This is a genomic window from Trichocoleus sp. DQ-U1, assembly GCF_039961925.1.
In the GTDB taxonomy this organism is placed as follows: Bacteria; Cyanobacteriota; Cyanobacteriia; order Cyanobacteriales; family FACHB-T130; genus FACHB-T130.
Genome location: NZ_JAMPKB010000041.1, coordinates 40,702 through 54,331, shown reverse-complemented (window position 1 = coordinate 54,331; position 13,630 = coordinate 40,702). Strand labels below are relative to the sequence as shown.

The 13,630-nt window shown below is 36.4% G+C and carries 9 protein-coding genes; all 9 read right to left on the bottom strand.

What is annotated here, in order from left to right; all coding sequences use genetic code 11:
* Nucleotides 1-369: 369 nt before the first annotated feature.
* A complete protein-coding gene (locus tag NDI34_RS17575) occupies nucleotides 370-1,572 on the bottom strand; it encodes a glycosyltransferase family 1 protein (protein ID WP_348233316.1) in 1,203 nt (400 codons plus the stop codon).
* Nucleotides 1,573-1,761: 189 nt separating this feature from the next.
* Nucleotides 1,762-2,697 (bottom strand): glycosyltransferase family 2 protein, encoded by a 936-nt coding sequence (locus NDI34_RS17570; RefSeq protein ID WP_348233315.1) that lies wholly within the window; start codon nucleotides 2,695-2,697, stop codon nucleotides 1,762-1,764.
* A 91-nt stretch (nucleotides 2,698-2,788) separates the two neighbouring features.
* On the bottom strand, nucleotides 2,789-3,493 hold the full coding sequence (locus NDI34_RS17565; RefSeq protein ID WP_348233314.1) for a hypothetical protein: 705 nt from the start codon (nucleotides 3,491-3,493) through the stop codon (nucleotides 2,789-2,791).
* Nucleotides 3,494-3,618: 125 nt separating this feature from the next.
* A complete protein-coding gene (locus NDI34_RS17560; RefSeq protein WP_348233313.1) occupies nucleotides 3,619-4,812 on the bottom strand; it encodes a glycosyltransferase in 1,194 nt (397 codons plus the stop codon).
* 584 nt (nucleotides 4,813-5,396) lie between these two features.
* On the bottom strand, nucleotides 5,397-6,410 hold the full coding sequence (locus tag NDI34_RS17555) for a class I SAM-dependent methyltransferase (RefSeq protein ID WP_190684740.1): 1,014 nt from the start codon (nucleotides 6,408-6,410) through the stop codon (nucleotides 5,397-5,399).
* Complete coding sequence (locus NDI34_RS17550; RefSeq protein WP_348233312.1) at nucleotides 6,403-9,282, bottom strand: glycosyltransferase; 2,880 nt, start codon at nucleotides 9,280-9,282, stop codon at nucleotides 6,403-6,405. The genes NDI34_RS17555 and NDI34_RS17550 overlap by 8 nt, the downstream gene beginning before the upstream one ends.
* Before the next feature lie 118 nt (nucleotides 9,283-9,400).
* Nucleotides 9,401-11,173: a glycosyltransferase gene (locus tag NDI34_RS17545; protein WP_348233311.1), complete on the bottom strand. Its 1,773-nt coding sequence runs from the start codon at nucleotides 11,171-11,173 to the stop codon at nucleotides 9,401-9,403.
* Between the two features lie 261 nt (nucleotides 11,174-11,434).
* On the bottom strand, nucleotides 11,435-12,235 hold the full coding sequence (locus NDI34_RS17540; RefSeq protein WP_348233310.1) for a class I SAM-dependent methyltransferase: 801 nt from the start codon (nucleotides 12,233-12,235) through the stop codon (nucleotides 11,435-11,437).
* 100 nt (nucleotides 12,236-12,335) lie between these two features.
* Complete coding sequence (locus NDI34_RS17535; RefSeq protein WP_348233309.1) at nucleotides 12,336-13,628, bottom strand: ABC transporter ATP-binding protein; 1,293 nt, start codon at nucleotides 13,626-13,628, stop codon at nucleotides 12,336-12,338.
* Nucleotides 13,629-13,630 lie beyond the last annotated feature (2 nt).

Sequence of the window (13,630 nt, the reverse complement as noted above, 5' to 3'; positions counted from 1 at the left end):
CGTATTTCATTAGCTTTACTTATGAATTACCAGGGGTGAGCGTAGAAGACAGGTGAGCGAGCGCATAATTTCAGACCTCATATTACCCCAGCGACGACTTTTGCAAGAGGTCTAATGAGGAAAATAATAATTATGAAATCAAAAAGACTGAAGTTGAAACTAGGTGTAGGTAATGCTTTACCAATAGCATAGCTTGTCTTCCTATATTACGTAAATATGCGAACTAAATTACACACTAAATGCTATTGAAAGACTTATTTAGCAAGAAAATGTTGTACAAGTAATTGTGCATATATACTTACCCTCTTGGCTATAATTTATTTTACATATTTATTTAAAAATCAGGTTTATTTTTTACAGATAAATGCTTTACCCATATAGATGAGAAAGTAATTCTTTGGCCGATTCTTGCCAAGAGAAAGGTTTATACTCCGTCCTGAGCCGAGTTACTAACTGATTGTAGTACGTGTCTGAACTAAGCAGTTGGCTTAAAGATTTATACAGTTCTTCTGGTTGATTTGGGTCAAAGTAGATACAGAAGTCTCCCCCCACTTCGGGTAAAGATCCACCAGTGCTTGCAATTACAGGTTTGTAATTTTGCAATGCTTCTACGACCGGTAATCCATATCCTTCATAGAAAGATGCTTGAACTAGACAGTAGCAGTTTTCATATAGAAGTCGTAGCTGAGAATCACTAATTGAACCGAAGATGTGTATAAGTTTTCCATAGTTCTTATTTGATTCAATTAGTCTGTCTGTCTCTAAATCCCACCCCCGATTTCCTGCAAAGACTAAATGGACGTTTTCATTTGATTCTACTAATAAGTCAAAAGCTGTAATAGTAGTTTTGATATTTTTATGAGGAACTAAGCTACCCACTACCAGAATATATCGTTTATTCAGAACAGACTTAAGCTGTGTATTCTCACTGTTGTTATCGTTATCATCCATATTCTGAAATTTCTGATGTTTAATAGAGTCGGCTCCCAGGCGAAAACTTGTTACTACTTGATTGGAATTCGTATTAGGCAGTATACCTTTTTCCTTTGCCTCAATGTAATCTTTAGCACTTTGTCTAGATATACCTATAACTTTATCGAATAAAGGAGAATACTGAATAAAAAATTCACTAAAAGTTTTACAAAAATCCTTTGAGCAAAACTCTGGGAATTTTATTGGAATCAAATCGTAGCATACTAATATAATAGTTACACCGTGGCTTTTCAACCGTTGCAAAAAGTTGTAGTACGAATTAGGTAAATCCCAATTTGAATCAACAATCAGGTAAACATCTTCTGGCGAAAGCTTAGTTCCTTCAAATTCATCAGGTTCTTTTGATGTTGAAATTGAAGGTTTGTAAAGCAAATATTTAAAAGGCCACACTCTTCTAATTTTATTATTAGCTTTATAAACTAAAAAATTAAATTTATTAATTATTTTACTAAGAATTGCGCTACTAGCTTGATTGCTTTCAGCAGGCTGACTGTCATTTTCCGGATATAGAGAAGTTACTCTACTAATAAAGTTCCCGTCAAATTTAACTGAAATCGCTTTTACATCAGAGTTAGCCAAACTAAGTTTTGTTAACTCTAATGTAAGTTGGCGAACTACTCGATGGATACCCGTATTCTTATATGTATGATTAGCTGTATGGGTGCAGTCTATAAAAACTCTCATTTGAACACCAAATTATAAGCAAATAGAACTTTAAATTTTTGAATGAGTTTGTTTAATCTAGATATTATGATATTTTCTGGTTCATTAAATTGCGCTTTTAAATTTGAACCAGGCCTTCCTTAACTTCCAGAATTTGCTACTTTCCATGCCTTCTATTTTACCTTCCAACTCAGCATTTTTTATTTCTATTGCTGTAATCTTGCTTTCTAGCGCAGAAATTAAAACCCTACGCTGCTCGGAAAGTTCTTGGATTTTATGAATAAATTCTTGTAATTCTATAATGCCATCTTGTAATTTTGAAATTCTCTTTTTAACCCAGTAATCGGTTTGAAATAATGGAACTTGATTTTGAATTTTAAACATTTCACTAAGCGTTGCTTTTATATCGCTAGATAATCCTCCTTGATAATAAGAGAAAATTGTTCTAGGATAGTAACATACATTTATTTCTGTATGCTGTATAAGCCTAGCAAACCATTCATAATCTGCTGATATCTTGTAAGTTTCGTTAAACAAGCCTAATTTTGTAAATAAATCTGCATTAAAAAAAATAGCACCTTGAAGAAATAAAGCGCCGTATATCATTGCTTCAGGAATATCGTCTGGAAGCGGAGACTTCCAAACGCTAGTCGCTGTCTCTGTATGTAATTGAGGATTAGGTCGGAGATGTGTATCCCCATAAAGAAATTCACACTTAGGATGTGCTGAGATAAAATCTACTACATCACTAACTACATTAGCGTCGTATAAGTAATCATCTGAATTTAGAAAGTGTATAAAGCAACCTGTGGATAAATTGATTCCTTTATTCATGGCTTCATACAATCCATTATCAGGTTCACTGATGATTTTTGTAATGCTACTATCATAACGAGCAAGGATTTCTTTAGTTTTATCTTCTGAATCACCATCAATAACAATATATTCAATATCTTTATAAGTTTGATATATTACACTTTGAATAGTTTGCTCTATGGATTCTTCAGAATTTTTGCAGACTGTAATAATCGAAATTTTCATATTATGTTATTGATAAATGATCTAACTCCTAAATTAATTGTTAAAAATTTTACCCACTAGCATGGATTCAATTCTCAACTGATTAAAAATATTAAACTTTATTAAGCTTAATGACTAATCCTCCCCCTATATAGTTGATTTTAACAGTATATTCCACTCGACCTTTCAAATCTTCATTTAAAAACTTCTCTACCGCCAGTCTTACTTCATCTCCTTCCACGTCATCAACGAAAATAAATTCAGGTCTAGCTGTAAGAGCTAACTTCAAATCTGCATACTGGTTTTCAAAATCATGAGCAGCATCAACTACTACAAAATCAGAGAAACTAGGCAGATGCACTAATGTTCGTAGATTTACTTTGATTAGCTCATATTTATTAAATCCTCGCTCTTGAAATAACTGCTTGGCGACCTCATAAGGTTGCCAAGGTAAGCCGTTATCGTGCCGTATACCTTTCCCAAACATATCAAGACCAATATACGATGCACTAGGACTAGCGCTTATATAAGCATCAGCACTGGAACCAGCATGCGTTCCTATCTCTAAAATCTTTTCAGGCAATATTGTTTTGGAAACAGCAAAAAAGCAACGATACTTGTGTTTAAAAGCTTCTTCTTGTTTTAAGTAGTATTCTTGATCGTACTGCGTGAAAACACTATATTTGGAATTAGGCAGCCAATCACAAATAAAATAGTTTTCGTAGAATCTATTCAGGAAAATTTCTGAGCTTGTAGGGTTTCTTGTTAGGCCTAAATCTTTAATTTTTTTGCCTATCTTCTTAATGCTTGAGATCATGGTTTAAACTTTGATACTACTTGGAATTGGGTTAAATAGAGTAGCTGAGGTTGCTAAAATCTTCGCTCTTTCTATCAATTAGGGTGTTCATCATTGTCCCGAAAATTATTTTACTCTTTATTGTCTTAATCAAATTTAGCAAAAGATTCCTCCCTTGCTGAAGCTTTTGCCGCAACGCCTAATGCATCAGTTTTCTCAAGTTGTACTACACGTTTCAGGTAATCTATCCAACGTTCACCCTGAGCTTTAAGCGTAAACTCCTCTTCTACTATCGTTCTTCCTGCCCTACCAAATTCTTGACATTTAGCTGGACTTTTCATAAAAAAATCAATTTCATTAAGCAATGCTTTGGCGCTAATCTCATCTGCTAATCGTGCATTGACATCATGCCGCGCTATTTCAGGTATACCCCCAATATTGAAGGCTACTACAGGTAAGGAGCAGGCTGCCGCTTCGCAGAAAGTTTGACCAAATGCTTCTTCCAAAGAAGTTCCCACAAAAATATCAGCAGCACTGTAAATGAGCGGCATTTTTCGGTAGTCTCGTAGTAGGCCAGTGCCCTGAACACCCTTAATTTGATGAGATTTAGCACCAAAAACGACAAAATGTGCTTTCTGTTGAAGTTGGGATACTATTTCACAAAAGAGCTGTCCACCTTTACGATTGTCACTCATATTGACTGCTCCACCCAAAATAACAAAGCAGTCTTGGGGAATCCCCAGTAACTGACGAGCTAAGGACTTATCTATTTTCCTAAACAGCTGCTCATCCAATCCATAGTAGACACAATCAGCATAGTGAAGCCCTGTCAGAGCTTGTCGTGCCATCTTGAGAGTCCACTGGCTATTGGCTGCTAAAGGAACTCCCTGAGAACCGCAAAATATTTCTCGCCGCAAAACCCATTCATCAAAAATTTTGTCTGGAGCAAGAGACGGGTACTGCTCCCAGGTAGGGCAGTTGTCATTACAACCAATTTCGTAGCGATGGCACTCTCCAGGGTAGGCACATCGACCCGTCATTAGATAACAGTCGTGCAAAAATGCAATTACTACGCACCCAAGTGATTGTAGTGCGGGAAGTAGCCTAAGCGACCACCCAGCACCGTGAAGGTTCCCTAAAATTATCACATCAGGATATCTAAGACTTGCTTCCAGTACAATACTATCGATAATCGATGACTGACTTACACCGTAATGGGAGTGCAGGTAAGGTAAACCACTCATGCCTAGCCAAGAACCAGTTGCTTTAGCTGGGATAAAAGGCACATTCTCTTCTTCAGCACCAGGCGTCCAGCAGAGAGCTGCAACATCATGACCCATTAGAAGAAACGATTGAATTTGACGTAAGAGAGCAAGCCCTGCTCCATACTGAAAACCTAAATCGTTAATGAATAGTATACGCAGACTCTGACCACTCGAAAGTTTATTTTTAATACTCTGTAGGCTCATCATTCAGTTAGATATCCTGTTCTTTTTCAAAGAAAATGAGAGTAATAACTTAATTTAAGATTCCCTTAAGCTATAAACTTTTATAATTAATCTTGATAAATGACTTAATTTTTTTTATATTAATACTGGTTGAATGAGTTGCCTGCTAATTCAATCAATTGAGGAACAAATTGAGCTATTACTTCTATTAATATAGCCCTCTATACAAGGTTCTTCAAAAAGTAATATTCCTCTTTTGGAGAATGCCACACTAGGAGCGAATATTTTTTATACATTATTTACATGATGTAAAAATGAGCGCCTAAGTATGGCTGATAAGACACCTTCTGGAAATATAGAGACTAACTTACACCTTGATTAGCATTTAGGTAGGGTAAGCCAGTCATATCTAGCCAAGAACCGGTTGTTTTAGCTGAGATAAACGGCACGTTCTCTTCTTCAGTGTTTTTGGGTTTTCATCTGAGGTTTGTAGGCGTTTTAAACTTTAATTCAACTATTTGTCTGAGATATTCTGGATAGCCAATTTTTTGACGATTCTGTTCGATCTCTGTCGTGTCAATTGCGTAAAGAATATGATAATGGTCAGATGGAGCTTTATAGCGTTTGACTTTGTAAGGCGGTATTCCTACTAAATTGAGAAAATCCATTATCAGCCCATCTGTCATCTGAAAGCTGTGATAAACTAGGTTGCCACTTTGGCTTTTCCAACCCGAGTGGAGATCCAAACGATGCTCGTTTATGTCTACAGCACCTGTATCAAAAATGACCATTTCTTTGGCTAAGTTAATAACTCGGAGCAACCCGAAAAAGGGAAACAAAAAATGGTTATGCACTTCTGATAAGAAAACAATATCGTGCTTGGGAATAGTCAAGTCTAGTAAAGCATCTGTATTAATGAATGAAACGTTTTTGTGTCCTAGTATATCGGCTGACCATACGGCACTTTCATATTGACGCTGAATGATTTCTACTCCGGTTACGTGAGATGCACCCAGCTCAGCAAATCGAAAACTAAAAAATCCATTTGAACTACCTAGTTCTAGTATCGATTTTCCGACAACATTGGGCAATATATCTTTGATGTATAACCATTTAGGCCAAGGACGCAAAATAGAAGCTTCCTGACTAGTGAGTTTTTTCCCTAGAGTATTAACACCCCCTTCATCTATAAAAGCCCAATTATGATTGGAAGTGGACGTTATGTTGTGATTTGGATAATCGATTCTTTGAAACCAATGAGGACAAAAAGATTGAATGCGTCTTGCTATTTCTCCTTTTAGGGCCTCCTTTGTTTGAGGAAAATCATCTTTTTCCAAGATTTTCCTAAGGGTTACTACAGCCTCTTCTAATTTCTCTTCGGAGAATAGAGGTATTACTGGACTATCTTCAAAAGGCTCACTTTGGTTGCTTGTATTAACTGCTCCAGTACGATGTATATAATTCCCAAAGTCTAACTCCTCTCTAGTCATATTTTTTTACTCTTGCAAGATTTTGTTTGAATTTAGCATTGAATTCTTTTAGCTCATCTATAAAAGGTAGATGATCACCATATGTTTTCTGCTGTTCGTGGCGTCTAAAAAGTGACAGGGAATCTGGAATGTGAACTATATTAGCTCCATAATAGGCCATTCGCACCCAAAGTTCATAGTCCATGCTGTAAAACAGGCTTTCATCAACTTGGGCACCGGAGCGTTCCCAAATTTCTCGTGTAAAAAAAACTTCTGGTTGATAGAAAAAGTCTGCTTTTTGCCAAGAACCATCAATGTCTAGTAGTCGCTCAAGAGGCAGAGAAACTACCTTGCCAACTGGCATAGCGTTATGATGCGTTTTGAAGGGTCTTTGGTTATTTCCTAGAGTAAGCAGACAGCCTCCAGCTACTATGTCTGTAGTATAAGTGTCAAAAGCCATAGCTACTCGGAAAAGCGCCCCCGGTAAATATCGATCATCACTATTAAGCCATGCCAAGATATTACCAGTGGCACGACTAAAACCTTTATTAAGAGCATGAGATTGCCCTCGATCGGGTTCGCTTACACAATAAGCTAGTTCACAACGGTATCGCTCTAGAATAGTCGGAGTATTATCGCTAGATCCACCATCAATCACTATGTATTCAAGGTTGGGATATCCTTGCAAAAGTACAGAGCGCAAGGTTTCTTCTAGATAAGCTCCTTGATTGAGGCTGACTGTAACAACGGATATTTTGGGCCAAGGTTTTCCAGACGGCAAGGTTGAAGGAACTTGAGGGACGGAGTAATTCCAAGGCCACTGTAACAACTGTGCATCTAAGGTTGATTCTTCACGAAATGCATTTAGCCAAGCCTCTGGGGGGGTGTCATAAAGGTGTAATCCTTTGACTATAGTATGTGGAGATTCCCATCCTAATTTAAGTAGGCGATCGTTTGAAGTAACACCAAAAACCATAACTTTATTTTTGGGCGACAAACGGCCTTTAAGCAGCAGGAGAGTTTCTTCTGGAATCTGTGTATTTAGCAACAAGCAGTCATAATCACCAAAATTTATTCTGTCTGTTGCAATCATCCACTCACTTAGTTCTATAGAGAGGGTTTCAAAACCATAGGCGAGAAAATTGTTTTGATAACCTTTAGAATTTATACATGTTACCTTCGAATTGGTTTTTGAAAGTAGATTTAAAAAATGTAAAGTCTCTTCTGATGGATCGATACAAAGAACTTTATTAATTTCCGCTAAGCAGTTAGATAAAAACTCAGATGTTTCTAAATTAACATTCTCTCCAAGAATCCTGGCATTTATAAAAGCTTCAATACTAGGTGAGTCAGTCTCAATGCTAGCATTCACTAGGTCTTGTCCGGAAGTTTGAACTTCGGAAAATGGGGAAATACTGATAGAGGCGTTGGAACGAAAAATTGTAGATGGCTTCCAGCGATCGCGGAATAACAGATTATAAATAGGAACAAATAAGTTATAATTTCGGTAAATAAAATTATATAAACCAGTTTTATTCAAAAATGTCTTAATTAGTTTTCTAATAGCTGCTTTATTAGTTGTTAGAAAAGCAAGTTCTTCTAGTAAATGGTTGTTAGTAAATTGCAATCCATTAGCTGTATTCTGCAAGTGGTTGTTAGAATCTTGTAGCTGAGCAATTGTATATTTTAAGTGGTTATTCGACTGATATAATTCATCGATTAGGCGCGCTCGCACCACATTAAGTGAGTGCAGCTGTTCTTTTAGTTGACTAACTAACTGCTTTTGCTCGGCTAAGGATACTTCTAATGTAGAGTTTTTATCCTGTAACTCCTGTCGAGCAAACTTTTCCTGTGCTAAAGCTACGTCTAAACGTTGCAGCTCTTGACTACGGTATTCTATATCTACTTGAGATTGGTGCCACTGAGATTGAAAATTTTCTAACTCTGCCTGAGTCTGCTCTAGTTGTGATTGAGTCTGCTCGAGGAGGGACTGATTCTGCTGCCATTGTTCCTCAATCTGGTGCCGTAAATCAGTTGCTTGGCTAAGCGCTTTGTCACGAAACTCAATGATTTTCCAAAGAGCATCGACTTTTTGTTCAACTTCCATATTTTCATAACCTAACAACTTATCTGCTTGCTGGCAGTCTGCATCTAAACTAGCTGCAAGATAGGCTTCACACTCATGGTTGCTCTTCATGACAGTTATCTTCTCCAGTTTATTTCCTCTACTAGAAGTGAGAAGAGTGTTATCTCCCGTGCAATACTCAAATTTACTAAATTCGGTGAGAAAAGAATCATTATAGTTAATATCAAGAGTATCACATATTCGTTTCAGCTCTTTTTCCGGTTCTCGGCAAAAATTTTCGTAGTGAAAGACTGGATACCTCGATACTGCTTGTGCATAAGCTAAGTAATAAGTCCCAAAGTCTTGAACGGATAAGTTTCGGAACTGTTCAAAAGTGCGTGTTATAGATTCATAAACATCAGCAGAACGACGTGTTAACACTAGAGGACGACAACTAAAACCGTAATGTGAGAGATACAGTTCTTGCTCTAAAAATACGCTAGGGACGTATATGTCATTGCTGGCCTGAGCCAAAAAGTTCAAAGTTACCCAGTCTCGAATAATTAAATGGCTGCCCTGCTGTTGCACAAATATTGCTAGCCACTGGATTTTTTCTGCATAGCTTTTCTTAGCAAACTCAGGAAAATCTATAGGTGACAGCAACTTAAACCAGTCTCGTGCCTGAACTTCAATGGGGACAACTGAGGCATGAGGATTCACTTCTGAGAGAACAATATTACCTGGTATACAGCCCAAACAACGGTTGATTAAGGTGCCGCCAGAACGAGCAAAAGCATATATTACGGGGAAGGTTGTAGGTGTTAGCATGATTTTTTCAAAAATCAATAATTAGACATGCAAGCCTGTAATTTGTTATGTTTTTCTCATGGCTCAGATACTAAAAATCAAAAAAAGGAAATCTTTGAATTTGTTACCGTTTATACATTCAGTTTGGCAAAATAATTTTTAAAACAAATTTGCAATCAAATTTATTTGGTTTATATTGTAGAAATTGAAAATAGCATTTTAAAGCTTGCTTCCTACTTCTTCTTTTACCTTGAATGTCTTCTATAGCTTCTTCGGCTGCACGTTTAGCGATATTAGCTATCCACTCTTCTAATTTCTTTTGAACTTCTCTTCTATTTTTAACATTAATATCTTTCAAAAGAGGTTTATTTTTACGATAAATATATTGTAGAGCTGCTAAATGCTGGGCTGCATCTGAACTAGAAAGCCCCTTATTATGAATGCGTATTTCACTCAAGGGTTCGTTGTAGTAAATCGTTCGATATTGTTTTGATAAACGAATGCGCATATCAAAATCTTCATATAATTTTAGGTTGGGATCGTGAAAGCCAATTTTTTTCAAGGCTACGTATGGTATTAGTTCCATACGAAAAAGATTGCGTTTTGGGAATTTTCTAGCAAAAGTTTGGCAAAAAACCTCACCGTGGGGAGGCACCTCTCCTTCTGCCCAAACTCCACAATGAGTGCCATTTACTGTCATGTAGTAGTTGTTTGAAAAAGCGATTTGTGCATTTGGATTTTCTTGAAGCAACTTCGCTTCTTTTTCAAGTTTGGTAGGGAGATACCTGTCGTCACCATCAACGTATGTAACGTAGTCTCCCGTTACTGCTTGTAGGGCATCTATTCGAGTCTGCACTACGCCTTGATTGCAAGTATGATAAATAGGTGTTATTAAATCAGGATAACGAGAAGCGTAAGCAGAAATCACTTCTTGAGAACCATCACTAGAGCAATCGTCAACAATAATAACCTGACTTGGAGGCAAAGTTTGAACTAAAACGCTTTCAATTGCCTCAATCAAATACTCTTTTTGATTATAGGATGTAATATAAACTGATATTTTTAAAGAATTTTCCTTCAAGCTAGAAAAGCTATGTACCCCGCTACTCTCGAAATACTCTATCCCTTTCCTCTCTTCTGTAGTTGTTCGCCAAGTTGGATAAAAGCGATCCATTAAGCTTCCACACCAATGATCAAACGTTGCTCGTTCTTGCTCAGTCCATCTAGTCCAGTGATAAGGGTCACGTTTGGCTACATTATGACGTTTAGCTTGGGGAATAACAGCCGTTTTTAAACCTATCCAGTCGATAATTTCTGGCAATTTTAAGTTAATTTCTTCTAAATGTAATATTTTAAAGCGCTCAGCAGCGTGTTCGTTTAGGTCAGCTTCAATAATCCGATTAACATAGCTCCAATACCAACAGCAACGTCCAAAACGATCGAGTTGGCTCCATTCATCAGGACTCATATCGCCACAGCGATCACCTTCAATTCGACCGTCTATCCATGCTTGCTCAATTAGTGAGCATTTCTCATAATGATCGTGATTTTCTGAGTGACCAGTATACCATTGCTTTTGATATGTTGATGCCACTACATCTAATCCATTACGAATTAACCATATATATTTGGCTTCAGGAAATGCTTCTACTAAAACTGGAATAATTAGAGATAAGGTCTGATTGGATTCACAATATATAGAATTATTAATTGTAAGATTACGAGTTTCTAACAAAATTTTTTTTATTTCCTCACCCTTGACAAGTCCATAGCGATAGGCAGATGATTCTCCAATCAACTCTGGATGTGGTTCATGTAGACATACGCAGCCGCTTAGCGTAGAAAGCGTTTTAGCAATTGTTGTTGTTCCGGATCTACCTGTACTCAATATAAAAAACATCAGCTTACTCACTTGAGTAGTTTAATCAATTTAAAACTGTGCTTTATGAATTTTATCACTATTAATTCAAAAAAACATTTTTGATGAAACATCTCATCAACAACTTTATTTGGTAAAGCCTAGATTTATTTGGAATTCATTTCTTTTGGTTGAACGGTTCAAGATGTGATTAAAGCTTTATGTATTAATAAAAAAATCAGCTAACCTCTAAATTACTAAGGTTATTATTTACAATTTAAAGCTTTTAAACTAACACAAATTTTAATTATTTTTCTAACTTTTAGTAGCGATGATTGTTACAAATGGGCTTAAGTTAGGAATCATTTTAGTAATTATACGTTTCCATCTAGGATTGCATTTGTATTGTCCTCTATAAATTAAACCTTGAATATTGAAGCCTACCTGTTGGATGAACTGAGATATTTCTAATGTAGTATATTCGCGCACATGCCCCATGTGTCCGAGAGTTTGGAGTTTTTCATATTCTGAATAAACGTTCCCAGCACAAGAATAAGCTTTAGCTCGAAAATTAAAGTTAATAATTCCTTCTAAAGATTTTAAATTTGGCGTCGATATGAATAACAGGCCATTGGGTTTTAAAACTCTTAAAACCTCATTCATAGTAAAAATCGGATTAATTCTCAAATGCTCAAAAACTTCATTAAATAAAATTGCATCAAAAAAATTATTTGGAAAAGGGAGACTCTCCAATTCCACATCACATTTTTTTATATTTAAATTAAGTTTAGTTATCGCACTTTGAAAGCGAGTAGGCGCAATATCTACTCCATAAATATTGTATTCAAATTTGTTTAATGCGCTAGTTAGTATTAGCGGTATTGATCCAACTTCTAATATATTATGCTCCTGAGGTACATACTGCATTAAATAATCAATATCAAATGCTAGCCGCATTCGATGCCCGCGCGCATAAAGTTGAAACCAATCTGCCAAAATATGCTCGTCAGGCTCTATCAGTTTTATCGCTTCATCAATTGCCGTCAAACTTGTTATCAAAGGAGTGTCGTTTTCTACTTGAATAAATCTGGTTATTAGTTGTTGATAGTTCCACATAGATATCTCTATTTTTTTAAATTTTAAATTTTAACCTAAGCGAAAATATGTTTTTGTTATCGAACGTTTCTTAGTTATCAATAAAATTTTTTCTCTAGGTTTATGATTCAATTTCATCCACAGATACTTCCAGGATTTTCATTTTTAAATCGACAATCCCTAAAAACTTTTTACTGCCAGATGGTAAAACTTCAAAAGTTAGGATTTTTGACTGTTTGTCTATTGGAAAAAAGTGATTATCTGATTGACGCTCTTCTAAAAGTGCTGTTAAAAAGTAATTTCCTGCGGCTAAGGATACTTTAAATGAAAATATTACAGTTTGCCTAATTATTTTTTCTGATTGATTGGTTTTTGAAAGTCTTAAATATTGACCTCCAATAGGAAGCATTTTGCGATCTTGAACAAATAGGCTAAGAGAAGGATGATTAAGAGAACTTAAAAATTCTATTTGTAATTTAACTTTTATTTCATCTCCCAGTGTGAAAGTGCCATGTAAACAGTCTATATCTATAAACTCTGCTTGTATAATTCTTCCTTCATCTGTACCAAACGCAATTCCTTTATCGCCAGCTAACGAATGTTTCTTCTTTACGGGTGAGCTTCCTGAGAGCAATTTTCTTTGCTCATCGCGCATATCTAAAAAATATAACTCTGCCAGATCATCAGGGGAGCCAAACCCTCTCGCTTGCCCATTGACAAGATAAAGCACATCTTCACAAAGCAGCTTAACAGCTCCAATATCGTGAGAAACAAATAGAATTGTGACTCCAGATTGAGTTAAATGCTCTAATCTTTCAAAGCATTTAAACTGAAAAGCAGCATCGCCCACAGCTAACGCTTCATCAATAATTAAAATATCAGGTTCTATATTGACAGACACAGCAAAAGCCAGCCGTACTACCATACCGCTGGAATAGGTTTGAACTGGCTGATCTATAAAATCACCAATGTCAGCAAAAGCAGCAATTTCATCAAATCGCTGCTCCATTTCCTGGCGGCTCAGCCCCAGGATAGCTCCATTGAGGAATACATTTTCTCGACCAGTGAACTCAGGATTAAAGCCACTGCCTAATTCTAGCAATGCACCAATCCTGCCATTTACCTCAATGCTGCCCGAAGTTGGAGTCAGAGTGCCTGCAATAATTTGCAGTAAGGTACTCTTCCCAGAGCCATTCCGACCAATAATCCCAACAGTTTGTCCCTTGAGAACCTCTAGATTAATGTCTCGCAAAGCCCAAAATTCTTGAGCATAAGTGCGACCTGGTAACACAATCTCTTTTAATCGATCTACAGGATGTACATAACGCTTAAAACACTTCGATACATTCTTCAAAGAAATGGCAATTTCACTCATCACACTACTACTGCCAACACCAAAAATCCCAGATTCCATTC

Bases quoted from the DNA above. Each gene is read 5' to 3' on its own strand.
- NDI34_RS17570 (WP_348233315.1), bottom strand. From the start codon at position 2,697: ATGAAAATTTCGATTATTACAGTCTGCAAAAATTCTGAAGAATCCATA.
- NDI34_RS17565 (WP_348233314.1), bottom strand. From the start codon at position 3,493: ATGATCTCAAGCATTAAGAAGATAGGCAAAAAAATTAAAGATTTAGGC.
- NDI34_RS17560 (WP_348233313.1), bottom strand. From the start codon at position 4,812: ATGGGTCATGATGTTGCAGCTCTCTGCTGGACGCCTGGTGCTGAAGAA.
- NDI34_RS17555 (WP_190684740.1), bottom strand. From the start codon at position 6,410: ATGACTAGAGAGGAGTTAGACTTTGGGAATTATATACATCGTACTGGA.
- NDI34_RS17550 (WP_348233312.1), bottom strand. From the start codon at position 9,282: ATGCTAACACCTACAACCTTCCCCGTAATATATGCTTTTGCTCGTTCT.
- NDI34_RS17540 (WP_348233310.1), bottom strand. From the start codon at position 12,235: ATGTGGAACTATCAACAACTAATAACCAGATTTATTCAAGTAGAAAAC.
- NDI34_RS17535 (WP_348233309.1), bottom strand. From the start codon at position 13,628: ATGGAATCTGGGATTTTTGGTGTTGGCAGTAGTAGTGTGATGAGTGAA.